This is a genomic window from Hymenobacter mucosus, assembly GCF_900188255.1.
Lineage (GTDB): Bacteria > Bacteroidota > Bacteroidia > Cytophagales > Hymenobacteraceae > Hymenobacter > Hymenobacter mucosus.
Map to the genome: position 1 here is coordinate 409,069 of NZ_FZNS01000004.1, position 24,165 is coordinate 433,233.

A 24,165-nucleotide genomic window follows, 5' to 3' on the forward strand; every position below is an offset into this window, starting at 1 on the left:
CGGACTAGCGCAGCAAAACGAGTTTGCCCCAGCCCTTTTTAAAGGCTTTGTCGCCGGCTGTGTCTCGGTGCTTAAAGGTCCCCTCGGCATCATCGAGTATCACACGATACAGATACGTGCCATTGGCCAGCCGGTCACCGTACGTATCGGTACCATCCCAGGCGTAATCGGTGATATTGTTACCAATCCGGAGGTTACCTAGCTCGCTCATCATTATTTCGCGCACTACCCGCCCCGTCAGCGTCATAATCTGGATTTTCATGTTACGCGGCAGCTCATTGCCCGTCAGCGTAAACACAAATTTTGCTTTGCTGGTAATGGGGTTCGGGTACGGATATACGTTGGTGATACCACTTTCACTGATGACCTCGAAGGTAATGCGGTAGGGCTCAGCACCCGCCAAATTGCCAGCACCATCTTTGCCCTGCACTTCCAGTACGTATACCCCATCGGCCAGCTTTGTGTCCTTACCGAGCTGAATTTCTAACCGCGCCACGCCCTGGGCCGAGTCGGCCGCAAATACTACATTTGCTGCGTTCAAGTTAAGGGCCGTGGTAGTAGTAGAATTGGGAGACGACAGGAACAGAGAGAAAGCCGTGCGGTCCTTGATAGGACGCAGCCGGTCCTGGTCGCGCAACTGCACCGTAATTAGCGGCTGAGCCGACACGATATCACCGTTGAGGAGGTGACGGCCATCGAAAGCTACGTCAAGCACTGGAGGCGTATCTTGGCTTGCTACCTGGAAGGGCGGGAGTGCTTGCTCGTTGTTGAAGTAGTACAACTCAGGCTGGCGACGGGGGTTCAGCACCACTTGGCCCGACAGAGTGCCCGACAGGTCACGCACGTCTAGCTCTACTTGGTAGGTGCGCTGGGAGTGTGCAGCCAGCGCCGGCCCGGTGAGGTTATAATACTTTTCGCGCGGCGTGGTAGTACTGTTGTCTGTGCGCACTACGATGTACGCTTTGAGCGGCGCCTTAAAAGCAAAGTCAGCTACGTTTTGGAATGTAACGGGTACCGTAATCTTACCTGTTTGCTGAGCTTGCTGCCGCAGTGTGGCGGCCGTGAGAGGCGTAGCAGAAGGCCGTACCACTCCTTCGGGCACTCCTTCGTACGTAACGAGCCACTGCTCTAGTTGAGGTGCTGGGCTGCTACCTGTACCACGCACTATGGCTCGCAGCTCCAAATACGGATACTGCTTAGCCGATATAGTGCTCAGGCTTAGGGCACGGCTGGTTACAGACGGATTCAGCACTACCGAGTTACCTAGGGTATCAATACCAGTGAGTTGCAGGGTATAGCTGCCCGAGGAGCCAGCGCGAATTGTATGGTAAAGTGTTTCCCACTGCACCGCAGGCCCGATGCGCGTAGAGGTAATGTTGCCTTGCTGGCTACCAGCATCAAATGACCATTTGCCTCCAGGGGCGGCCACTGATACACCGGCCTGTTCATCACGCAAAAACTGTCCTACGTGGCTTTGCGACCATCCCCCTGTTGTGCGGCCATTGAGTACACGGAAAGAACTCGTTGCCCAATCAGCACTTTCACCCGTTTGCGGGGCCGCTAGCTTTACGCGCCAGTACCACACTACGCTATCTGGGTTGGCTACTACAGGCAACGTTACGGACCACTCTGGTACCATTACAGCGTTTACTGTGGTACGGCGCACTAAGTCACTCGTAAACGTCTGGACCGTGTCTAGCTCAAATGCGTATTCGCGGCTGGTAGTGGTAGCAATATTGTTTTGTCCGACTAGGCGGACGGACGTGGTACCCACAATACCGAATTCGGGGGGGCTCAGTGTCGTTACGCCGCCCTGTAAGAAGGTGTAGGTGATGGTGCCTTGGTTGTTCGTCTCATCCAGCTCATCAATCACATTATTGGGGTCCAGGTCTACTACAAATGTGTTGAGGCCACTGACATCCCCTAGGTTCAGATTGTTGAGGGAGATAATATAGGTCGTGTCGCGGCGGGCTTGCCGTACCGATACCAACGTGGGGAAGGTCTGAGAACCAATACGGCGCGTCACCCGAACCTGTAGCTGACCAGTTGTGGTCCGACCGGGGTTACGCACCGTCACGCGCAGGTCAACAGCAGCTGCGTTCAGCGGAATGTTAGTGGGTAGGAGTAAGGAGGCGTTGTTAGTTTGGAAGTCAGGCTTCAACGGCGCAAACAGACGGAAAGCGGGGTCACCTTGCCATACTGTGTTCATAAGGGTTGCTACTGCTGCCTGCGAACTAGCGTAACTGGGCTGCAGACGGCGAGACACTTCGTTTTGCACAGCAGCTACTGGCTTGCCATACCACTCTGGGTCGTTGAATAGTAGCGTGTACATCTGCGTATGCATCTCGTGCAAATCCTCCGGGAAGCCAAAGCTCGACTCGGACAGGAAACCTAGAAAACCTTTATCAGGAGCCAGAATAAAACGCTCACCAAAGGAGCGAATTGCTCGGAAGGCGTTACCAGCAGCGCATCCACTTACATACATCATTGGGTATTTGCCTTTGTTGGCATACCCGCTAGAAGCTACATCTATTCTGGCTAAGTCGAAGTCAAGTCGTTCCGGGTCACCATGACCAAAATAGGAGATAATAGATACTCCACTATTCAACTCTGCCGCAATATTCAATGGATGAGGAGTGCCAGTCCCTGGATAGTCGGAGCGCCGGTAAGTTCGTACTGCATTAGCCGCAAATGGTGGACGACGAATAATTGCACTATACTCATCCACTTTGGCATTAAAGTCTCGATAGTCCAATGTGTCTTGACCACCCGCCATGTGTATAGCATTTCGACGCCATGACTCCAACCCGCCAGCTTCGTGTTCAATTATCTTGTTGAGGTAGGCCATCACCTCCAAAGAGTTCTTCGCCACCACCCGACCCGTAGCCATTTGAGCTACGTAGTTATTATTTTGCCAGTTGGCAGTGAAGAAGATATCTGACGCGCCACGGGTGCTCATTGGCACCAGATCTAGAGAAGATGCTGTATCTGTGGCGGTAATCCGGCAGCGGCTGTACTGCTTTGGATTATGACGATGGTAGGTGCCACAATCATACTCGCCAATAACTAACCCTTTACCAAGCAAGAACAACGATTTCTCCCGCGTGCTACCAGCTAGCATCCATTGGGCAAACTGCCGGATGGCTAGCGGAGACTTTTCTCCATAATGAAATTGGTCATACAGCTGATCAGAAGTTACAACCAGGGTATCGTACCGGCCGCCAGTCGTTGAGGCCCGGTAGTCAGCATATGCCCGCACAGGATTCGCCACATTACCGACTGGCTTCATCAGCAGTTTGTGCGATACAATCAGGTAGTTGTGTGCAGAGGGAGTAATCTGCCGGAACTGAACCCGGCGCGCAACTCCAGGCACCAAAGGTGTGGCGGCATCGGCTAGCAGCAGGGCACGAGTGCGGCCGTTAGCGTTTGGAAACACATAGCTACGCTGCTGTCCAATGCCTGCTGTACCTTCTATACGTTGTACTGCGTACGGATCCGTAATGTCATACCCGCGCACTGTAGCTGGCAAGCTATCAAGCTGGTAGTATGCTGATCCTGCTTGGGTAGAATCGTTAGCAAAATAAAGACGAGAAGTACCAGCAAACCACCGATTGGTTTGTGGATATACCAACCGTACATACCCTAACCGAATTAGTGGAGCAGGGTTAGGATTACCAGTAACAGGATTAAGGGCAACCCGAATACGAGCAGTGCCGCCCGTAATTTCGTTGCGCTGTAATATATAACGTCCTTTTACCTTCCCTACCCCGGCAATCTGGAACGTACCTAGCTGCCTTTGCGCACCCGATGCGTTTAGCGCGTAAACTACGCCCGCATGTGTGGCCGTGGTAGCCCCTGCTATTAGTAGCTCTACTTGGGGTTCCTGCCCCTGTGCTGCTACCGATTGCACCAGGTTCACTGGGAAATCTCGCGAGCTATTAGGACTAATGTGCGCGCTTAAAAAGCCTTCGTTAGGCTCAGCCCACGGCTGAAATACGAAGGCACTCAGCTGAATATCGGTGTACCATTCCCCTAACACGCGCATTTCCGGTTTCATCCGGATGGCGTGGGGAGTACCAGTACCCGCTAGGTTAGAAGCCGCCATGCGCCGACCATTATCGGTAGCCGACCAGGTTAGGAAATAAGAAGCGGTATCGGTATACAAGCTATAGAACGGGTGTGCTTGGTCGGTAGCATTTTTGTACATGCCCCGGTCAAGCAGCCCATCATTACGTTGACCGATAAACTCAATGAAGGTAGTGGCATCTAACGACGTCTGATTGCCCCCTACGTGGATAGCTACCTCCCTCCCCCGACGCCACAACTGTAGGCGCTGTGGATTCACCCCGCTTATGCCCGCGCGAGTGAGATACTGGTAATCAAGGCGATATAGGCCATCCTGCGCCAATTTAATCTTGTAGTACTGCTGGCTGGGCACAATCCATTCGTTGCCGTACGGGCCTGATTGCGCCCGCGCAAGGCCGCTCCACAGCAATACGACCAGCAATAGCCAACGGTAGCGTAGTTGGGTTAACAGAGTGTAGGGTTGTTTCATATCGTACTATCGACGAGGTAAAAGCCCCTCTAGCCGCCAGCCTTGCTCTAGACTGACCCTAGGAGTTTACCAATCAGTTATTTAAATCCGTAGCCTAGCGAAACAATAATGGAATTGGTCTGGGAGCGTTGGCCTAATTTCTCTACTGCCAGACGCGAAAGGGCCATATCTACGCGCAAACCGCTTAGTGCTACCCCCACTCCTAGGCTGGGCTGGGCCTTCCACTCTTCCTTGCCCGTGAAGGACTGAATCTGCTGCACGTTGCCGATACCACCCCGCAGGTATACAAGTTGTTTGTAACCAATTTCAACCCCTGCGCGAGGATCTAAGCTTACTACCTTCGAGGAAACCAGAGTATTGCGCTGACCATCGGTGTTTATTTCCAGGTCTACGGCGCCAAGCACAGTAAACTCGCCGGGCAATTGTACCTGCCGAGCAACCCCCAACACAAAGAGTGGCAGCGTAATCTCGGCGCTACTAGTTGAGATGGTGTCCACAAGTGATGCTGACCCGCGCAGTTTTTCGGCATCCACTGACCACACGTTGTAGGTGGTTGTAATGTCACGGGCCATCAAGCCCAAGCGCCACTTGTTGCGGGTATATTGTACCCCAGCATCTACCCCAAATCCCCAGGCATTGGCGAAGTCGCCGATGTTGCGGTAGATGATCTTCGCGTTGGCTCCCACCTGCAGGCCCTCAATGTTGGCAATCTTGCGCGAATAGGATAGCAATACGGCGTAATCCGCTACTGAGAAGTAGCGGATACGCGTGTAGTCAACGTACCCATACTCATTATACAAGTCGCGCGTGTCGGCAATATCGTCCACACCCAAACGGAGCAGACTCACACCAATGGCGCTTTTATCGTCTAGCGGGGTAGAAAATGCTGCGTAGTCATTTTTTACGATGCCCGAGAACAGCTCAGAGTGCATCAGCACCGCGTCGTATTTATGCTTTTGGCCTACTAAGCCTGCGGGGTTCCAATAGCCAGCCGTGGCATCATCGGCTAAGCTCACTTGGACTTTACCCATCCCTAAGGCCCGGCCCCCTACCCCGACGTTGAGAAATTCATTGCTGTATTTGGGAGTTTTATCCTGGGCGAGAACTGGAGAAAGAACGCCCATACTCAAGCCAATACCCACAGCTAGGGCAGCACAACGAGTAAAGTGGTGCATAGAAGTTAGAACAAATAATTCCGACGTGACATGATAAACCGCAGCAGGAACGCAAGATACATATTTATAGTGCGGGCTTCTGAAAACAAAGCTCTACCACACGCATAAATCGTGCTGAATCAGCGGATAAGGCTTATTCAGGTTGCAGGCCAGTAATGCTGCATCTGGCCTAAGTACCAAATCGATTCCTTTTTGGTCATGAAAATCAATTCGAGAAACGCAACCAAAATTTATTTCTACTAGTACCTTGTTTTACATAGTACCTTTAGTTACCTTTGACTCATTCTTCACCGATATCTGCCTCAGCCCATGAAAGTCGAGAACACCCAAGTGCAGATGCGGAAGGGCATCCTGGAGTTCTGCATTCTGGAAATCATTGCCCGCGGGGAGGTTTATGCGTCGGACATGCTCGAAGAGCTTACTTCCGCCCGCATGATTGTGGTGGAAGGCACGCTCTACCCGCTGCTGACTCGCCTCAAGAACGCCGCCCTGCTGGACTACACCTGGAAAGAATCTACCAGTGGCCCGCCCCGCAAGTACTACACCCTCACCGCAGCCGGCCAAGAGTTCCTGCACCAGCTGCGACTTACCTGGGAGGAAGTACAAGACTCCATTCGCATTATCCGCCAGAAGCCTCACTCCAATGGTAGCGCGCCCGCGGTAGTTCAGCTGTAAGCTGACCCGCCCGCTTCCTAGTTTTTCCCGAATAGTTGCAGCACTGAGATGAAAAAGAACATCAGCATCAACCTTCAGGGCATGATCTTCCACATTGAGGAAGATGGCTACGACGTGCTCAGCCGCTACCTAGCGGAAGTGAAAACCCACTTTAGCGGTTACCGCGGCCACGAGGAAATTGTGGCCGATATTGAGAGCCGCATTGCCGAGCTGTTTGCAGCTCGCCTCTCTGGCCTCAAGCAAGTCATCACCTTGGAAGACGTAGAAGCTATGACGGCTAAAATGGGCCGCGTTAGTGACTTCCAAACGGCCGACGAAGCCGAGGATGACGAGGAAATCCTGGCCGAAGCCGTAGCCAGTGGCTCGGCCCAGGGTACCTACACCGGTTCGCGCCCTTCTGCTGGCTACTCGGCCGGAAGCAATGCAAAATCGGCTACTACGGCGGCCGCTGCCGAGGAAGAGGACGGCACCAAGCGCCTCTACCGCGACATGGCCAATCGCAAAGTGGCAGGGGTAGCAGCTGGTTTGGCCCGCTACTTCGCCGTCAATCCCTTATGGATTCGGCTGGGGTTTCTGGCGCTGATGATTGTGTTTCCTATCCTGCTGGATGGTACTCCACTGGAAAATTTCAGCGAGAAGCTACCAGCAATATCCGTTCTAACCTATATCATTCTCTGGGTAGTGTTGCCTACTCGCTTCGATGGCACGCCAACGGACGAGGACCCCGTATTCAAGAAGCTCTACCGCGACACGGATACGGGCAAAGTCGGAGGTGTTTCGGCGGGGCTGGCCGCCTACTTCAAGACTGATGTGGTACTGATCCGGATTCTGTTTATCGTGGGTCTGTTTGCCGGAGGCTTCGCCTTGCCGCTCTATATCATCCTGTGGATTCTCTTACCGGAGGCGAAAACGGCTTCTGACCGCCTCCGCATGCGGGGCGATGCTGTAACCCTATCGGCTCTCGATAACAACCTGCGTAACAGCCCTTTTGAGGAAGGTGCCACGCCCGTAAACAATCGGCCCGTAGGCACCTTTCTAGAAAACTTCTTCACGAATATCCGTCCACTAATCAACCTGTTAGGATCTGCTATCCGGGTTTTTGTGGGTGGCGTGATGACTATCACCGGCTTTTTCCTGCTGTTGGCCCTCCTGATTATGCTGGGGGTAGGCCTGGGTATGATTCCAGAATCGGATAACGTTTTCATGGGCCCATTACCCGCTTACACGTTCTTCAATGGCCTTTCGCCTTGGGCTGTAGTGTGCTTCTTCTTGATGACGGCCATACCGGCACTGGCACTGCTGCTCGCGGGCCTGGGCTTGTTACTCCGCCGCACCATCCTAACGCGCACTGCCTCGCTAACCCTACTGGGCTTGTGGCTACTGGGCATTGTAGGCAGCTCCGTAGCTGGCACCCGCTTGGCCCGCGAGTTTCAGCATGAGGCGGAGGTAACCCAGTCTACGAACCTGTCTCCTCTTACTAGCGCCCAACTCGTGTTAGATCGTCGTTACTCGGATAATGGGGAGTGGGTTGATCTGGACTTAGTTCCGGTAGATAGTGGCCAAACGCCTCGCTTGGAGCGCATTATTTCTGCCAAAGGCGCCACGGAAGAAGACGCCCGCCAGACGGCCGCTACCTCCGTAGCGCACTCCATCCGGATGCCCAATGACTCTACGCTCAGCATCGACGACCACTATACCTTCCAACCCGGTGCCCGTTTCCGCGGCCAGGAAATGCAGTTGCGCTTGCTGATTCCACGTGACCGGACATTCCGCATGAACGAATCATTTTCCAACTGGCTCGAAGATGACAACTACGTAAACGGCCGCGCGCCCATTCACCCTGAGCAGCATACCTACCGCCTGCGGGGTAGCAAAATTGAGTGCATTGGCTGCACTGAGGAAGACTTGCGTGGTGACTCCAACGACGGTGGCTACGACGAGCCTAATGCGGATTACGAAGCTGGCCAGGCTGATGCAGACACTGACAGCACTGACACTGATATGCACATCAACATTCATACGGATGAAGATGGCGACAATGTGCGGGTTGATGTAGAATCGAAAGCAGCCCAATTCTCCGCCGATCCGGCTCGGTACGGCAGCGGCCGGCGCTCCTTCGCCGACCTGCGCGACTTCTCCCGCATTGAGGCCAGCGGAGCATATTACGTGCACGTCCGGCAGGGCAACGAGTTCAAGGTAGAAGCTGCTGGTAGCGACCGGGACCTGCGCCGCTTGCGCGTCACCCGCGACGGTGACCAACTTGTAATACGCTCTCGCGACGTGGGCTTTATGCCCAGCCTATCGTTTAGTCAGCATCCCGTGCTCATCCGCATCACCCTCCCTACCCTGCGAGTAGTAGAACTCAGCGGTGCTTGCCGCCTCAACGCCGCTGGCTTCCAAAATGAGGATTTGAAAGTTGAACAAAGCGGTGCCTGCGTGGCAGCGTTGGACGTAAATGTGCCTAACCTGTCCATTGACATGAGCGGCGCCTGTCGTACTGACCTCACTGGACAAGCTACCTTCCTGAGTGTGGACGCCTCCGGGGCCTGCCAACTCAACGCCCTTCGCCTGCCTGCCCGCCGCGCCGAGATAGAGATGAGCGGTTTGGGTAAAGCGAAAGTTCGGGTACGGGAGCAATTACGTGTTGACCTCAGCGGTGACAGTGACGTACTCTACGCTGGTGACCCGGATAATGTCCAACAAGAATTGAGCGGTTCTTCTCACGTCACCAAAATTTCTGATTCCGAGTAACCTATACCTTATCAGCTAGATGCCCTAGCGCCCCGGAGGCGGATGGCTGCAACCCTCTTTCTCTTCATGCGTTTCACACCTTACTATCTGAATCTTGCCCGAAAATATGCTGGGCCTGAGCAACGGTACTGGCATCAGACGCATCTAGCATTGGAAGAATACGAATAAGGGGTCTACTTAGTGAGTGAAGGTAAGACCCGGAGGAAGCTGCTAGCCCACCCCCTGCTGCAACAGGCGGGCTACAGCTTCCTCCTTTCCTTATGTGTTGCCGTAGCGCGGTTGGGTGTGCCCTGCACTGGGTACCCCAACCGCGCTGTTTTATGCTGAAACTACTGCCAGGCCTTTCTGCTGACCTAGTTCTATCAGCAGAGCAAAGGCATCGTCATACTCGTTGCGCACTCTGCCTTCCAGGATAGCTTCCAGCAGGGCCTCTTTCAACTCTCCTACCTCACGGCTGGGCTTGAGGCCAAACGTCTGCATGATGATTTCGCCCGTAATGACGGGCTTGAAATTGCGCAGATGGTCTTTCTCTTCTACTTCCTTGATCTTTTCCTCTACCACGTCGAAATTACGGAGGTAGCGCGCCACGCGCTGATGGTCCTTGCTGGTAATATCGGCGCGGCAGAGCAGCATGAGGCGGTCAATATCGTCACCAGCTTCAAATAGCAGTCGGCGTACGGCCGAGTCAGTCACGATTTCCTTCACCAAGGCAATAGGCCGTAAGTGCAGGCGCACTAGCTTCTGCACTTGGCGCATTTCTTCCCCGAGGGGTAATTTGAGGTCAGTGAAAATGCCTGGAACCCAGCGGGCACCTTTGTCCTCGTGCCCATGAAACGTCCAGCCTACCCGTTTGTCGTAGCGCTTGGTCGCCGGCTTGGCAATATCGTGCAAGATGGCGGCCCAGCGCAGCCATAAGTCGCCCCCGGCTGCCACTACGTTGTCGAGCACTTGCAGAGTGTGGTAGAAGTTGTCTTTGTGCGCGTGCTGCCCCACTTTCTCTACCCCTTGCAGTTGCGCCATCTTAGGAAAGATAAGTTGCAACAGGCCGCAGCTGAACAGCAGCTTAAAGCCATAGCTGGGCTTCGGGGCCATAATAATTTTGTTCAGCTCCGTGGTAATCCGCTCCTGCGACACAATCTTGATGCGTTCCTTATTGCGAGCTAGGGCATCAAACGTATCTGGGTCAATATCGAAATCAAGCTGAGTAGCAAAACGGATGGCCCGTAGCATGCGCAAGGGGTCATCGGAAAAAGTAATATCCGGGTCAAGAGGCGTGCGGATAAGCTTGCGTTGCAAGTCCCCTATTCCGTCGTATCGGTCTACCAGCGCCCCAAAGTCAGCTGGGTTTAAGCTTAACCCAAGGGCGTTGATGGTAAAATCGCGCCGGGCTAGGTCTTCCTCTAAGGTGCCCGCCTCCACTTCCGGTTTCCGACTTTCGGCCCGGTAGCTCTCCTTACGGGCGCCCACAAACTCCACCTCAATTTCGGGCGTGGGCAGCATTGCTGTGCCGAAGTTTTTAAACACCGTCACGCGGGGCCGACCCGGCAGCTTGCGGCCAACCAGTTGAGCCAACTGAATACCATCCCCTACGCACACAACATCTACATCCTTACTTTCCCGCCGCAGCGCGAGGTCTCGCACGTACCCACCAATGACGTAAGCTGGGAAGCCCAGTTCGCCGGCGGCATCAGCAATAGTTCGAAACAGGGGTAGGTCGGGAAGTTGTGGAGTGTTCATGCGCAATGTCGTTGAGCGACAAAGGTACGGCCTCCAGGTTTAGTCGCGTAGCACTTCTATGCCTCCATCGGCCAGCACCCGCACCACGCGCGATGGTACCGCCGGGGTAGTATCGTCTTGCCGCCAATAGGCCACATAGTCTGCTTTGCGTACTACCGCGGGGTTTATTTCCGCAAACGTAGTAGGGCTAGGCTCCCCGCTCAAGTTGGCCGAAGTAGATACTAGGCCATGACCAAGGCGCCGGATTAACAGGCGGCAAAACTCATCCGTGAGCACTACCCGCAGGCCAATGGTACCATCGGCAGCTAGGAGGTTAGGAGCCAGATGACGGCTACCAGGCACTACGTAGGTAGTAGGGCGCGTTTGGGCTGCTAGCAGGTCTGGCAGATTATCGGGCACTACATCGGCGTAGCGAGCAAACATCTGCTCATCAGCCACCAGCACAATGCATGCTTTTTCTGCCGGTCGATTCTTGAGCTTGTACACTTGTTCTACCGCCCTCGGAACTTCGGCATCGCACCCAATGCCCCATACCGTGTCCGTGGGGTAGAGAATCACTTGCTGCATAAGAAGCGCATCCACAGCGGCATCCACCTCTTCACGAAAAAATTTAGCGTTCATCCTATCAACAGAGAATTAGTCATCACCGTGCGTAAGGGCGGTTGTGTGCACTACACCAGTGCACGCAAATGAGCAGACAGTTCACTGCTTTATTTCCTGACACAGTTCCACCAATACGCCGCCCGCTGATTTGGGGTGCACAAAGCACACCAGTTTGTTGTCGGCGCCACGTTTGGGCTCCTCGTTCAGAAGTACAAATCCCTCCGTGCGGAGCCGGGCCATCTCGGCCCAAATATCATCTACCTCAAACGCTACGTGGTGAATACCTTCGGGCTTCTTCTCTAGGTAGCGGCTGATGGCACTCTCAGATGAGGTAGCGGCCAGCAGCTCTATCTTGGAGCTCCCCACCTGAAAAAACACAGTATCCACTGCTTCAGAGGCTACGTGTTCGCGCTTATAAGGAGCTTGGCCCAGCAACGCCGTATATAAGGAAGTAGCAGCTTCCAGGTCATTAACTGCGAGGCCTAGATGTTCGAGATTGGTGAGCATAGGGTGGAGGAAAATGCAAGCTAGCCGTATGGTGCGGCTTCTTTGTATTTGTTCTACTTTTGTAGTGCAAATGTGGGAAGAAACTAAAACCTGTTCTGTAGTTTTAGTGTTCTACCTACGAATGATTCTCCGCTGAAACCAGAACCCCGAGCCATGCTCAAGCTACCTATTTACCTCGATAACAACGCAACCACGCCGCTTGATCCACGCGTTCTGGAGGCCATGATGCCGTACCTGACCGAGGTGTTCGGCAACGCAGCCTCGCGCAACCACCCGTTTGGTTGGGCCGCTGAGGAAGCCGTAGATTATGCTCGCGAGCAAATCGCCGGCTTAATTAACTGCGACCCCAAAGAAATCATCTTCACTTCAGGTGCTACTGAGTCGGACAACCTTGGCATCAAAGGAGTGTTTGAGATGTACTCTCAAAAGGGTAACCACATCATCACGGCTACCACGGAGCACAAAGCAGTTCTGGATACTTGCAAGCACATTGAGAAGCTTGGAGGCCGGGTTACCTACCTGCCCGTGAATGAGCTAGGCCTGATTAGCTTGGAAGAGTTGGAAGCTGCCATGACGCCCCAGACTATTCTGGTGACCATCATGTACGGCAACAACGAAACGGGTACCATCCAACCTATCCGCGAAATTGCAGCCATTGCCCATAAGCACGGCGCCCTCTTCATGACGGACGGCACCCAGGCAGTAGGCAAAGTTCCTGTAGATGTCATTGCCGATGGCATTGACCTAATGGCTTTCACTGCTCACAAGATGTACGGCCCCAAGGGCGTAGGCGCCCTGTACGTACGTCGCAAAAACCCTCGCGTGAAGGTAACCGCCCAGATGGACGGCGGTGGCCACGAGCGCGGCATGCGTTCGGGTACTCTTAACGTACCAGGTATCGTAGGTCTTGGTAAAGCTTGTGAGCTTTGCAAGCAGGAAATGGAGGCCGACACGCAACGCCTGAGCGCTATGCGCGACCGGTTGGAGCGTGAGCTCCTAACCCTGGAGGAAAGCTATGTAAACGGTTCGCGTGAGCACCGCTTACCTCACGTTGCTAACATCTCCTTTAAGTACGTAGAAGGCGAGGGCCTCATGATGGGCGTAAAAGACCTAGCCGTATCATCCGGTTCGGCTTGTACGTCTGCCTCCTTAGAGCCATCTTATGTACTGAAAGCCTTAGGTTTGAGCGATGACTTGGCGCATAGCTCCTTACGTTTTGGCCTTTCCCGTTTCAGCACCGACGAGCAAATCGATTACGCCATTAACCACGTAAAAGAAGCCGTTACCAAGCTGCGCGAAATGTCTCCTCTGTGGGAGATGTTCAAGGAAGGCATCGACCTGAACTCTATTGAGTGGGCCGAGCATTAATCTAGAAGAAACAAACGAGTACAGACTTGAGCCGTGAGACTCTTTTGTCTGTTCTGTAGTAGTCTCACGCCTCACATCTAATTTCTCCTTACACATCATGGCTTACTCCGATAAAGTAATCGACCATTACAGCAACCCGCGCAATGTGGGCACGCTGGACAAAAGCAAAAAGAACGTAGGCACCGGCCTAGTTGGCGCCCCTGAGTGCGGCGACGTAATGCGTCTGCAAATTGAAGTAGACGAAAACACCAACACCATCACCGACGCCAAATTCAAAACTTTCGGCTGTGGCTCTGCCATTGCTTCCTCATCCTTGGCTACGGAGTGGCTGAAAGGTAAGACGGTTGATGAGGCACTAGCCATCGACAACATGGAGATTGTGGAAGAGTTAGCGTTGCCGCCCGTTAAGATCCACTGCTCCGTACTGGCCGAAGACGCTATTAAGTCTGCTATTAATGACTACCGCGTAAAGAATGGGCTACCTGAGCTAGAAATGGCTAAGTCGCACCACTAAGCGTTAGAAGCAAAAAGATACAAGGTGGGAATCTAGGCAAGCATTACGCCTAGGTTCTCACCTTTTGTTTCTCCTATCTAATTCATTATCCTATGGACGTCACTCCCTCCGACGTACACGTAGAAAGCGCCCGCATCCAGCGTCAAATAGAAGACTACCTAGGACTTGGTCCGGGTAATCTACTGTTTGAGTTTCGGCAGTTAGATGCTCAAACACGGCTAGACCTTATTACGGTAAATCCGCGCCACCAGCAGAGCTTCTTGTTCCGCTACGAGACCGGATATGATAGGTTAGATGTTCTGCGCAAGATGCTGGCCTATGTGCAGCGTTTCCGTGATGAGGAGAGCTCCTATACCATTCAGTGGCGAGCCCGGGGTGACAAGGAGCTTCAGACCTCTTATTTTAGGGCTCATAACGCCTACGAAGCACTGGATAAGCTGTACTACGGCCGCGACTTAAACACAATTACTGTATTTAGCGTGGTGCTCAATCCTAGTTCTTAGAATAATTCTGAACAAGGATCTTATCTTTGATGTTCTATCCGTAGAAATTCCACACCGCTGCCGAGTTGGCATTCAGGATGTGGGCTAGCCTCACTTCACCATGATTACTGTTTCTGATAAAGCCAAGGAGAAAGTTGAAAAGCTCATGCACGATGCAGAGCTAGACTCCACCTACCGTTTGCGAGCCTCAGTGGCTGGTGGCGGTTGCTCTGGCCTCAGCTATAAGCTTGATTTCGACAACGAGGTAAAGCCCATGGACCAGGAGTTCGAGGATAAGGGTGTGCGTGTGGTAGTGGATATGAAGAGCTTCCTCTACTTAGCTGGTACTCAACTCGATTTTTCGGACGGTTTGAACGGGAAGGGCTTTTTCTTTGACAACCCCAATGCATCTCGCACCTGCGGATGCGGCGAGAGTTTCTCCGTATAGTTACGCTTGGATGTATGCTAACAAAAAAGCCCCTGTTACTGGAACAGGGGCTTTTTTGTTGGTAAGGTGTGAGTAACCGTAGCTACAGCTACCTATTGCTTAGCGGGTGTTTCTTCTACTAAGCCTTCGGTTTCTTTATTCTGCACTACAGCTGTATCACCAGCTTCTGGAGCCATATCAGACTCTACGTTATCTGCGGCGTTGCTAGTAGCATCGGCAGCCTTCTCAGTGGCATTGCTTACGTCGCTAGCTGCACTTTCAGCCGTTGCTTCAGCATTCTCTTGCGTTTTCTCAGAGCAAGCAGTAGTAGCAAATGTTGCGAAGGCCGCAGCCGCTAACAACGTTTTGAAGGAAGTTTTCATAGGTCAATGGGAGTAGTGAAAAGTCAATGTGTTGGCCTTATACTTATGAAACAGGAAAAAGGTCTCATTCGCTCTCACTTTTAATTGTTACGCTTATAAGTGTTAGTACACTTCTTATACCTGTGGAGTATTGCCTTATAGAGGTAACAACGCTCCATAATTGTTTGTAGGCTCAACTATCCCGGAAGCAAACTCCTACCCTTCTAGCAACAAAAAGGCCTCCTGAATTCAGGAGGCCTTTTTCAACTTATAAACCCGAAGGATTATTTCTTAACGATGCGGCGAGTAACTTTTGCATCACCTTCTCCTACTGATATCAAGTAAGAGCCAGATTGCAGTTCGCTCATATTGAGTTCGCCATTGGCGCCTAGTTTCTGAGTACGAATTATACGACCTGTCATGTCGGTGATAACGGCGTTCAAGCCTTCCGTTGAAGCACCTAACTGGATGGTGAGTACATTCTCTACTGGGTTAGGATACATTACTGCCTCCACACCATTGATGTTGGTTACTGCTACCGGAGCGGTATAGTGGGTAGTACCATCCACGTCAATTTGCTTCAAGCGGTAGTACGAAGTACCAGCCAAAGGCTTGGTGTCAGTAGCGTTGTAGCTAGTAGCCGTATTTGTGGTGCCTTTGCCTTCGCGTGACAAAATCGTTTCGAATGCTTTTGCATCGCTGCTACGCTGCACCTCGAAGCTTTTATTATTAAGCTCGCTAGCCGTTTTCCAAGTGATGGCAACCTGATTACCACGAAGCTTAGCGTCAAAAGATACTAGCGTTACTGGTAGGGGAGTACCTGGGGCAATAACACCAGGGATGGTATTCGGCACTGGCGGCGACAGATAGTTTTCAGCACCGGGTACGCTCACATTGAAGTTGTTGTCAATGTTGTTGTACTCAAAAGTATAGAAGTAGTACGTAACCCCTGGATCAAATCCTTCGATTACGGTAGACTGGTTAGGACCAGCGTACACTACATAGTATCCGGCGAAGATCTGGTCACCACGACCGTAAACTTGGTTACCAGTTTGGTAAGATCTACCATCCTGAGGCTGATTGTTGGCTGCCAGTTCGGGGTTTGTGCTGGCTACAATGATACGACCTTCACCGTACCCTTGCGTAGCGTAATCGGAAGGCAACCCTGCAAATGACACCGTTACACTTGTACCAGTGCGAGATACCGTAGGAGTGCTACGTAGAGTTGGCTCGTTATCGATGGAACGGCCGGAAAGCAAGCCATTGCTGGCAAAGCTCTGCGTAGATCTATTGGAGAAGTCGTTGCTCTGGAACTGAAGCGTCGATTGAGCAGTACCTAAGTAAGTAGGCCGGTACCGCACATACACTGGCCGGTTGATCGTATAAGTTACTGTGTCCGGAGTTAGAGTTACCGTACTCGCAAAGTTCACATTATCCAATGACAGTTCGAACTGCTGAATTCCAAGCGGGTTCAGCGGGTTCGTGCTTAGGCTCTTCGAGATAACTACCGGTTGAAGAACACGCTGAGCATTGACAATTAGTGCCTGAGAGGCAGAGGTAGTGTTAACAATGACGTTGCGAATTTCTTGCAGGCCATTAAGCAACTCAATAGAAGGCTCGCTGGTACCCGCAACAGGAATACCTTGTGATACAGCAGGAGCACTTGCATTTAAAATCAACGAAGACGTTGTTAAAGCTGCATCTGGCAGAAAGCGTACGTACACCGATACTTCTGCTACATCTCCGCTGCTGGTATTACGCGGAACAACGATAGAGTTACCAGTCGTAGTAATTCCAACGAAGTTCGGCTCCAACGATACCTGGAAATACAAGGGAGCTGTAACCGTAATGTCTTGTAGTAGGTTTGTTCCCGACAACAGATAAGACTGCACAGAGGAAGCAACGCCAGGAACAGTGGAGAACTGGGCAAGAACGCCCGAAGCGTTGATTACCGAGTTATTACCCGTGCTGTTTGCAGAGATAGTTACTACTACGTTTGTAGCACCTGTGCTGCTAGCAGTGATATCGCCACTAAAAGGTCCTGCATCAATACGACCAGCCAACTGAACCTCGATAGTGCGTAGTGAGACGGTACCGTTGCTAGGAGCAATAGTTAGAGGGCCAGTTGTAAAGTTACCACCAGCCGTAGCGTCGCGGAATACAATGTTAGACCTTGAGCCAGTCAGAACTAACGGAGTAGTTAAGTTGCCTGCGTTTACCGTAAACGAAAGAACTTGGGCAGATCCACTGCTAGATACAGTACCGAAATCTAGCGAAGTAGGGTTTGCTGAGATGAAGGGGCCAGTAGGTCTGGGGGTAGCCTCACCAGTAACGGCTACTAGAGCAGTAGCACCGCCATTACCCGTTGTTGCTATCGTAATGTTGCTGTTATAGGTACCACCAGTAGCAGGAGCAAATCGAGCTTGCAGTGCGGTGTTAACAGTGTTGTTCGTCGGAGTAAGGGTTACCGTTTGAACAAATGCACCGGATGTACCTACCCGAATCTCAAAGCCATTAGGAGCTGTTACTGTAACGTCTGAAGTTATGTTTGAGCCGGTTACAGTGAATGACTGAGGAGTACTAACCTGCTCAGCCTGAAGCTGACCAAAGCTTAAGGATCTTGGTGATGCCGAGAGGCTGGCAGGAGGTAACACCCCTGTACCAGAAACGCTTACGTTACGAGTAGTTGCTCCTTGGCTGGTGAAAGTTACAGCATCAACGTAGTTCCGCGCAGCGGTAGGCGTGAAAGCTACATATATAGTAGTGTTTACTGCACCATTACCATCTTGGGCTAGACTAAGCGTCTGGTTATATGTCCCATTGGCTGTAGCACTTACTGAAAAGCCAGTGGGAGCTGTAACAACGACAGGTGCTGTCAGGGAAGTAGCCGTAACGGCTACACTCATAGAGGAAGAAGTAGTATTGATAACTTGGTTACCAAAACCCAGCGCGGTTGGGTTTACCGTGATAGTAGGAGTACCTGCTACACCAGTACCTTTTACATCTATAAATGCTTGTACTGCTCCTCCTTGTCTTCCTCCCGTTGTCCCAAATGCCTGAATGTATTGACCATTTGTCTCTCCTACCGAAGAAGGACGAAAACGCACGAGAAAGTTACCTCCTGCAGAAGGTAAAGTCAAAGAGTTAGAATACGAAGTACCTCCATCAGTGCTACCTTCAAAAGATGCGGCGTTGGAAAAGCTAACTGTAATATTGCCGGTTAGATTAGCACCTGTGAAGGAGTACTGCTTAGGCGACGATGTTAAGCCTACTTGCACTTCGCCAAAACTATCTGGGGAAGTCTCTGTGGTTGAAGGATTGGGTGTAATCTGAGCCTGCACAAAGCTCGGCAAAGCTAAAAGCATTACCAGAAGAACCCACAATCGACTCAAATGGCCGCGCTTGTGGTTACTCAAGTATTTGTTTTTCATGAGTTATGGAAAGAAGTGTTTTACAAAGTGCTAATGGCGTTTCTGCTTTGTCTGAGCAGTAGGCACCAAGGAATTAGGGAAGTTTTATCAAGGGTCACATACGTGTGCACAAAACAAATAGACTAGTATTTTTTTTAGTCATTTTTTGATTTATTTTATACGAATGTACAAGCTAAACGCCGCGTCAGTGGTCATATTTCGTGCCAAGATGATGAGCTTGTATACAGTAGTGTCCTATTGTTAAATTAGTTGACTAGCGTGTTTATCCCTCAACTGTCGAAAGAACATGCAAATTTGATGCTTTCTGGGCATAGTTCCTTACGTAGAATAAAAATAAAAATTACAATCAAATTATTTAGATAATACAAATTATACTATATATCCTCATTATCTCGCTATAGATTTACTGTAGACGTTTTTGGTAGGATTTACGCAGGAAATAGTGCTTGTACATCTATATCAATTCAGTAGCTATTAGAGCCTATTACTCACGTATCTGCATGTCTTTTTACTAGAAGCTCGGCTATAAATAGTGTTGCTTAGCAATTTATATGGCCTTAGGCCCCTGCTTGTTTAAGTTCTATCCCGCCTATTTTCTTTTATCATAAAAATATATACTCCTATATTCTACTTGTAATACCGGACAGCCTTCTGACCATAACAATATTTTCGTAGTTTTTTAGTTGCGGAGTATGCTTGAGCTTTGCCATTAGGATACTACATGTGGCACAAACTCAGATAGGTTCGTGATAAAACCGGCTGCTCTACGGAAGCCTATGGCACACGCTTCTCCTGTCCAGAACACACCGGCTTGGTACAATCTGTTTTCACTGTCGGCTGGCAATTCTGCAAACGTCTGGTAGATAGCTAACTGCTCTGCGTAGTCGCCAGCGGTAGTAGGCAAAGCAACTCCTTCGCGAATTTCGGCTACATCTTGACCTTCGCGACCTAGTACCGGCTTACGTACACAACGCCCTGGCAGTGGGCTGTCTAGTTTCGCTTCTAGCAAGTGTGGATGATGAGGAAAACATTGCCACAGCCACGCCAGGATAGCCTTACTTTGAAATAGTAGCGTGTAAGCAGGATTAGCCACGACTACATCACGGCTCTGCAGGAGTTGAGTGAGGTCGGCCGTCAAATCTGGTTCTTCCTCAGCCAGGAACTCCCAGGGTACCAGTTTAAACAAAAAACCAAAGCGCTGCCACTGGCCTAGTGCCGTTTCAGCCCATACTCCCCGCTCCTCCCCTACTACTGATACTTGCATGGCGTCTACCGAGCAAACATGCACATAGCTGAATCCCACTTCCTGCGCAGCGGCAGCTACAACGGCACAATTCGTTACGTCCTCCGCACTATCAGGTAAATGCACCAGCAACAGGGTAGGCTCCAAATCCTCGTTTAGCTCCCGCCAGCGGTTGAGCTGCTCCTGTAGTCCTTCGAACAGACCGTTGGCTTGGCGGTCTTCATTGGCCAATCCGGCCGCCATTAAGCTGGCCCACTGCACCACGGCTGTTTCGGGAATACTAGTAGCCGTATCAGCATTGAACTCAAGTAGCTTGGGCCCTTCAGGCGTTTGAGCTATATCAAACCGCCCATACAAGTGCCAATGACGCTCGTCGTTCCAAGAGTGTCGCACGGCAGCCCACAGGTTTTCTGGAATGCAGAAGGTGCGGAGCAGCTCATCAGGAATAGGATCGGGGATGCTTTGTACTAGCAACTCATATAGCGTGTTGGTAGCATCAAAAAGCTCGTCGGCGGCGGCTTCAGGAAGTTGTACGGCTTCGCGAGCTACGTAGTGCTGGCAGGCATCTTCTACGGCCCATTCCCACCCCAAGGCCCGCACCGCAGGCCCTACATCACCAGCTAATGGTAATAGTTGAATCTGCTTCATTTCCTTCCTGTCAATTAGCCTCCAAATCCACGGCTGCCACCACGGCTACCAAATCCGCTACTGCGGCTGGAGCGTGGGGCGCTGCTGCGAATACTACTACGACCATAACCCGTGTTGCGTGTCACGGTACTACTAGGTCTAATTCCGGACGAAGTAGTAGTACGGTTGCCCGAAAACCCACGGCCAAAGAATCCGCGGCCTTGGTCCCGCTCCTGAGCCACTCGGCCGCGCCACCCCATATTCTGCTGTAAAACGCCTGGGTTTGCATAGTAAGAGGGCTGAGGGGTAAGGAAACGCCCGGCCATGTACCCGATACCGCTCCACATGAGCACGTCCATCATGCTAGTGCCTCCTACGCGGTTTTCGGTATGCTGCCGACTATAATCCTGCATCTGACGCTGCAGGGCTTGGCCTTGCAACGTATCTACTTTCCCATCAAAGTGATGTAGGATGGCGGCGACCTCCTCTTTGCCCGCGGGGCGCTCGGCTGTAATCTTCCATTGCCCGGGTTGTACCTCGGTCATTTCCGTCAAAACGCCCTGAGAATACGAATCCCCGTTGCTCCAGTCGCCTGCCGCTGCAGTTTCAGCGTCGGACGATCCACCGGAGCAAGCGGGTAATACTAGGCCGAAGCTGGCTGCCGCGGCTATCAGCAGCACATTCCGGCGCCAATCACCAAGAGGATAGTAAGGTTTGTTCATAGCGAATGACTGTAGGATGTTACTTTCTAGAAAAATGGTTGCACCGAGGCCCTTTACCACGGCTATCAGCTGTCGTCACCCACTACGGAGTAGGCTCTACAAATTGCCTTATTCCCACAGGGGATAATGCTCCAAATGCACTTCCTGACCGAAGAAGATACGGGTGCTCTCCTCAAAGGAACGCGTGAAATCGGATACGTAAAAATGATGCATGGGTGCTGTTTGGCTTTCGGCCGCTGCCAGCTGATTCTCTAGCAAGTACCGCCGCACGTGCTCAGCTACTACATCAGAAGCGTCTAGGACTTCCGTGTGCCCCTGGTAGTAGTCGGCAATTTGCTGCTTGATAAGGGGGTAGTGAGTGCATCCCAATACCAAGGCTTCAATTCCCTGCAGTATAGGGTTGGTGAGATAGGACTGAATGATATTGTCACTCACATTATTCTCAAAGAAGCCTTCCTCAATCATAGGTGCCAAGAGAGGGGTAGCCAGGCTTTGCAACTGTACTTCGGCATTCAGGTCGTCTATCTTCTTCCGGTACACATTACTATTTACCGTTTGCTTGGTACCGATGAGGCCCACTGTGCGGCCGGCGTACGTTTGGCCAATGTGCGCCACAATAGGATCAATCACATTAAGCACTCGCGCTTTCGACCCTACATACTCGCGCACGAGTTCATAAGCGGCAGCCGAGGCCGAGTTGCAGGCAATCAGAATAACCTTACACTGCTGCTTGAGCAGCAGGTCACATATCTTAATGGAATAGGCCTGGATAGCTGCCGTGCTTTTGTCGCCGTACGGGAGGTGCGCAGTATCGCCGAAATACACGAGCCGCTCGTGGGGAAGCACGCGGTTGACGGCCCGCGCCACAGTGAGGCCACCGATGCCGCTGTCGAATACACCAATGGGACGGGAGGTCAGGTCAGGAGTTGTAAGTACCATAGCGGAGGCGAAGGTACATAACGCGGGCGCAGGAGCGAGAGTGAGTGGTTCTGGTCCGTCTACCGCGCGTTGGAGCTGGTCTACATCTTACGCGCTTCTTGTGGTACTTTACGTGCAGATTTAGCCATTTTCCTATATTGGTCGCATGAGCAAGATTCTGGAGGAAATAGATCAGGCCCTGACAGCTTTCGATTCCAGCCGCGGCCGCCCTGTTGCCATTGAGTTAGGCGAACGGAAATACACGCAACTAGTGCTCGATGTGGCCTACTTGCACGCTGACGGCGGCGACCTAACGCACAATACCGGCCGGCCGCTAGCCTACCGGGGCCTGGAAATACTACGCGACGACACGCACCGCGACCGAGTTCGGGTGATTTAGCCCTTCTCAGCTCGACCTGTTTTCTGGCTGTAACCTACTATTTGCGGGTGCATTGGCACCTTGCTAATACCTATCCGTGTATAGGCAATAATTCATCTACTATCTATGTTCAGCAAGGTGTCGTTAAAATTTTTTAGGCACCAATTTGTATGGCCTGGAGTATTGTTGCTACTCATTTTACTAGTCCGCCTGTATGGATTACGAAATGGTGGCGCGTTGGCCTTTCCAGACGAAGAGCGGTATCTCCAACCTGTAGAAGCAGTAGAGGCGCTGGCGAGTGGTAATGCTGAGCAAGCCTGTCTGCACTTAGCAGATACTCAGGGACGTCCGGCCGATGCTATTTTTCGGTTGCCGGTTGCCGGCTTGCAAGTACTTCTACATAACGTGTGGGGAGTGCCCGTTACCGCGCCCTTCTCTCTCCTGTTGCCCCAACTCATGAATTGGCTGGTGCTTATATGCAACCTAGTATTGCTAGGCTACCTCGCCCATCGATGGCTTACAAGTCGTGTTGCAGTGGCTGTAGTGCTTGTGTACTCTTCATTGGGAAGTACACAGTTGTACGTGCGGCACCTCCTACCCTATGATATGGCGTTGGGTATTACCCTGCTCTTGATGGTGTTGCTAACAGCTCCAAAAGCAAGATCGTGGAGTGCACACCGCCGGGGTTTTGTTGCGGGCACATTGGCATTAGTAGCTTTTGCTACCTATCCAGGCTATTATTTCGGTTTGATTGTACCAGCAGCATTAGTGTTGACCGCAACTAAGCGTCGTCAATGGTTAGCTGCAATGGGAGCTTTCGGGGTTGGTGCAGGCACAGTATTTATCCCACTAGAGCTGCTGACACGCTTCGGTCACATTTCCTATTTCCGCACATTGCAGAGCCCCCCTTATCTCCCCACACAAGGCGACTTTGCTGAGAGTTTTTCCTTCTTACCCAAATATGTTTGGCATGTAGAAGGAGTACTGGGCGTGATACTGCTTATCGGGGCCATAGTAGGAGTAGGCATCGTTCTAACTAAACCGATTTCAGCATCTCAAGCTATAGGGCTAGCTGTAGTAGCTGGGTGGCTAGTGCATGCTAGTCTAGGCTTCTTTGCACATAAGATGGTTTTCTATGGTCGCCTTGTGCATTTCTTTATGCCCTTCATAGTGCTCTATGCCGGTGTAGCTTTAGAATATTCTGTGCAACGAGAGCGGCTACGCAATCAAGTTAGTGTACTAGTGATAGTAGCAGCACTGATAGAATTAGGCAACTTTTGGTGGAGGTACACGCAGATAGCGTATCCACTTGATGTACTAGCAAGCTATGCTGTAACTTCTGCCGTGCCACTACGCTACCTTAATGAGGGCAGAGTTCAGTCTACGCTGAACTACCCACCTGCAAGTGCACAATATGACCTATCGCAAGACACATCTGATTCTCTATTACTTGTCAATTTTACCTATCCCTACCCATTGCCAACCGGCCCATGCCAACTAATACCTCCACCTGTTCATTATCAATTGCTATTTGAGGCTCCTCACTTCTTCTCTTTTCCGGCCTATACATTTGAAAACTTCAGCCCCATAGAGCGGGCTCACTTGTGGCGCTGCGCTTACCAGTGTAGGCTATACCAGCGTACTGGCGGCGGATAATCAACTAGTAGTGCCCACGAGCGAAACCAGTGC

The 24,165-nt window shown here is 51.7% G+C and carries 18 protein-coding genes; 8 read left to right on the top strand and 10 right to left on the bottom strand.

The genetic code is table 11. The features are described from left to right. Positions 1–4: 4 nt before the first annotated feature. Positions 5–4,555: a putative type IX secretion system sortase PorU2 gene (gene porU2 / locus CHB83_RS11675; RefSeq protein ID WP_089332748.1), complete on the bottom strand. Its 4,551-nt coding sequence runs from the start codon at positions 4,553–4,555 to the stop codon at positions 5–7. A 77-nt stretch (positions 4,556–4,632) separates the two neighbouring features. After that, on the bottom strand, positions 4,633–5,730 hold the full coding sequence (locus CHB83_RS11680; RefSeq protein ID WP_052695122.1) for a putative type IX sorting system protein PorV2: 1,098 nt from the start codon (positions 5,728–5,730) through the stop codon (positions 4,633–4,635). 309 nt (positions 5,731–6,039) lie between these two features. On the opposite strand from CHB83_RS11680, the gene CHB83_RS11685 reads away from it, so the two are divergent. Both CHB83_RS11685 and CHB83_RS11690 read left to right on the top strand, forming a co-directional pair. Then, on the top strand, positions 6,040–6,405 hold the full coding sequence (locus CHB83_RS11685) for a PadR family transcriptional regulator (protein WP_045688052.1): 366 nt from the start codon (positions 6,040–6,042) through the stop codon (positions 6,403–6,405). Positions 6,406–6,453: 48 nt separating this feature from the next. Then, positions 6,454–9,156, top strand: coding sequence for a PspC domain-containing protein (locus tag CHB83_RS11690; protein ID WP_089332749.1), 2,703 nt, complete (start codon positions 6,454–6,456; stop codon positions 9,154–9,156). A 318-nt stretch (positions 9,157–9,474) separates the two neighbouring features. Here the strand turns inward: CHB83_RS11690 and CHB83_RS11695 are convergent, their stop codons facing one another. The 3 genes from CHB83_RS11695 to mce all read right to left on the bottom strand — a co-directional run bounded on the left by CHB83_RS11695 (position 9,475) and on the right by mce (position 12,003). Continuing rightward, positions 9,475–10,893 carry a CCA tRNA nucleotidyltransferase gene (locus tag CHB83_RS11695; RefSeq protein ID WP_089332750.1) on the bottom strand — a complete coding sequence of 473 codons (1,419 nt, stop codon included), beginning with the start codon at positions 10,891–10,893 and terminating at the stop codon, positions 9,475–9,477. 39 nt (positions 10,894–10,932) lie between these two features. Next, the gene (locus CHB83_RS11700) at positions 10,933–11,514 is read right to left on the bottom strand and encodes an L-threonylcarbamoyladenylate synthase (protein ID WP_089332751.1); all 582 of its coding nucleotides are present in this window, start codon (positions 11,512–11,514) and stop codon (positions 10,933–10,935) included. Positions 11,515–11,595: 81 nt separating this feature from the next. Beyond that, complete coding sequence (gene mce / locus CHB83_RS11705) at positions 11,596–12,003, bottom strand: methylmalonyl-CoA epimerase (protein ID WP_045688048.1); 408 nt, start codon at positions 12,001–12,003, stop codon at positions 11,596–11,598. Positions 12,004–12,156: 153 nt separating this feature from the next. Between mce and CHB83_RS11710 the strand changes: the two genes are divergently transcribed. From CHB83_RS11710 to CHB83_RS11725, 4 genes are all read left to right on the top strand, one after another. Next, complete coding sequence (locus CHB83_RS11710; protein WP_089332752.1) at positions 12,157–13,371, top strand: IscS subfamily cysteine desulfurase; 1,215 nt, start codon at positions 12,157–12,159, stop codon at positions 13,369–13,371. Between the two features lie 97 nt (positions 13,372–13,468). After that, a complete protein-coding gene (gene iscU, locus CHB83_RS11715; RefSeq protein ID WP_045688046.1) occupies positions 13,469–13,885 on the top strand; it encodes a Fe-S cluster assembly scaffold IscU in 417 nt (138 codons plus the stop codon). A 92-nt stretch (positions 13,886–13,977) separates the two neighbouring features. Beyond that, positions 13,978–14,388 (top strand): hypothetical protein, encoded by a 411-nt coding sequence (locus CHB83_RS11720; RefSeq protein WP_089332753.1) that lies wholly within the window; start codon positions 13,978–13,980, stop codon positions 14,386–14,388. A gap of 100 nt (positions 14,389–14,488) precedes the next feature. After that, complete coding sequence (locus tag CHB83_RS11725; protein ID WP_045688045.1) at positions 14,489–14,815, top strand: HesB/IscA family protein; 327 nt, start codon at positions 14,489–14,491, stop codon at positions 14,813–14,815. A gap of 92 nt (positions 14,816–14,907) precedes the next feature. Here CHB83_RS11725 and CHB83_RS11730 read toward each other — a convergent pair whose 3' ends face one another. The 5 genes from CHB83_RS11730 to murI all read right to left on the bottom strand — a co-directional run bounded on the left by CHB83_RS11730 (position 14,908) and on the right by murI (position 22,118). Then, complete coding sequence (locus tag CHB83_RS11730; protein WP_089332754.1) at positions 14,908–15,177, bottom strand: hypothetical protein; 270 nt, start codon at positions 15,175–15,177, stop codon at positions 14,908–14,910. 263 nt (positions 15,178–15,440) lie between these two features. After that, the gene (locus tag CHB83_RS11735) at positions 15,441–18,587 is read right to left on the bottom strand and encodes a beta strand repeat-containing protein (RefSeq protein WP_089332755.1); all 3,147 of its coding nucleotides are present in this window, start codon (positions 18,585–18,587) and stop codon (positions 15,441–15,443) included. A 709-nt stretch (positions 18,588–19,296) separates the two neighbouring features. Continuing rightward, entirely contained in the window at positions 19,297–20,478 is a 1,182-nt protein-coding gene (locus CHB83_RS11740) for a glutathionylspermidine synthase family protein (RefSeq protein WP_089332756.1), read from the bottom strand. A 14-nt stretch (positions 20,479–20,492) separates the two neighbouring features. Then, positions 20,493–21,179: a hypothetical protein gene (locus CHB83_RS11745; RefSeq protein ID WP_052695284.1), complete on the bottom strand. Its 687-nt coding sequence runs from the start codon at positions 21,177–21,179 to the stop codon at positions 20,493–20,495. A 108-nt stretch (positions 21,180–21,287) separates the two neighbouring features. Next, a complete protein-coding gene (murI, locus tag CHB83_RS11750) occupies positions 21,288–22,118 on the bottom strand; it encodes a glutamate racemase (RefSeq protein WP_089332757.1) in 831 nt (276 codons plus the stop codon). Positions 22,119–22,263: 145 nt separating this feature from the next. Between murI and CHB83_RS11755 the strand changes: the two genes are divergently transcribed. Continuing rightward, positions 22,264–22,497: a hypothetical protein gene (locus CHB83_RS11755; protein WP_045688969.1), complete on the top strand. Its 234-nt coding sequence runs from the start codon at positions 22,264–22,266 to the stop codon at positions 22,495–22,497. A 105-nt stretch (positions 22,498–22,602) separates the two neighbouring features. Further along, positions 22,603–24,132 (top strand): hypothetical protein, encoded by a 1,530-nt coding sequence (locus CHB83_RS11760; protein WP_089332758.1) that lies wholly within the window; start codon positions 22,603–22,605, stop codon positions 24,130–24,132. Positions 24,133–24,165: the final 33 nt, after the last annotated feature.